At 45.2% G+C, this 1,325-nt stretch carries 1 pseudogene; it reads left to right on the top strand.

Annotated features, from left to right (window positions below):
• Window positions 1-51: 51 nt before the first annotated feature.
• A pseudogene (locus tag AB5627_RS14185) lies at window positions 52-1,325 on the top strand (hypothetical protein); the annotation flags it as partial.

The following is a 1,325-nucleotide window of genomic DNA, read 5'->3' as shown; positions in this document are numbered from 1 at the left end:
AAAACAAAGTCACGGCTCAAGCGAACGCTATCCGGAGTACTGGCTTTAGCTATGACAGCGAGTGTGGCAGCTGTCATGCCGGCAGCGGCTGAGGAAACCGCCAAGTATCCCTATGCTGTTTTTGCCGCAGACAATGACGCAGGCATCACAATAAACACTGACAATTTCACACTCAACGGCAGTGCATATACAAACGGTGTGTTTGGGGCAACCGCTCAGTATCCCAATATCAACGGTACTGTTACAGATATTGACGATATTACAGATGAAGACAATACAGAGGGAGAAGAAACCGAAGATGTATTTGATGTAAGCTGCGATATGATACTTATTCACACCAAGCTTGCAGACAAATATTTTACAGAAAACTGCGATACATACGACGAGGATTACACATATTCCGATATGAATGTGAATATAAATGACCCGATCTATGTAACAGGCAGACTGAATTTAGACGGCAATATCAGCTTGAATGACGCTGTGGGTGCTGTTTCGGACGTTGATCTTACAGGCGGAAATCTCAACGGAAATAATACAGTTATCTATTCAAAATTCGGCGATATTGATATCTCAAACAGTCAGGCAACTGTAAACGGTCTGATCTATGCTCCGTTCGGAACTGTTACCATAGACTGCGACAATTTCAATATGAATGGACTTATCATTGCACAGAATGTTGTTATCGACGGTTATGGAGCTAATATCAACTACAGCAGTTCATGGGCTGAATTAGTTGGCACAGAGAGCGAAGAACTCAGCTGGACAATGGACGATTGGCAGTACCTTGCCGATACAGACGAGGACGGTTTGCCTAACCTTATTGAAAAGGAAATCGGCTCAGACCCGTACAATCCTGACACAGATGGTGACGGACTTCCTGACGGATACGAGGCATTAACGCTTGGAACAGATCCAACAAAGCCCGATACCGATGACAACGGCGTCCTTGACTGCGATGAGGATTTTGATGAAGACGGATTAACAAATCTTCAGGAGTATGAACTTGGTACAGAGCCTTATAATGATGATACGGACGGCGACGGACTTAATGACGGTGAGGAGATCAACACTTACAGCACAGATCCGCTCAAGGTTGACACCGACGATGACGGACTTGAGGACGGTGACGAGATCTACTTTGAAACAGATCCGCTGAATCCCGATACCGATGGCAACGGAGTTCTTGACGGTGATGAAAAGCGTTTCCAGACCTTTATTCACAAGGTTGAAAACGAGGATTGTGCCGTTACCGAAGTTCGTGTGTCTATGGAGGGTACGGGCAATCTCCAGAAAGCCACTACTGTTGAAAGCATTATGAACAA

Source organism: Ruminococcus sp. RTP21198st1_G1_RTP21198_201120, from assembly GCF_040924265.1.
Taxonomy (GTDB): Bacteria; Bacillota; Clostridia; order Oscillospirales; family Ruminococcaceae; genus Hominimerdicola; species Hominimerdicola aceti.
The sequence above is the reverse complement of the archived record's forward strand: the minus strand, read 5'-3'. Positions and strand labels throughout refer to the sequence as shown.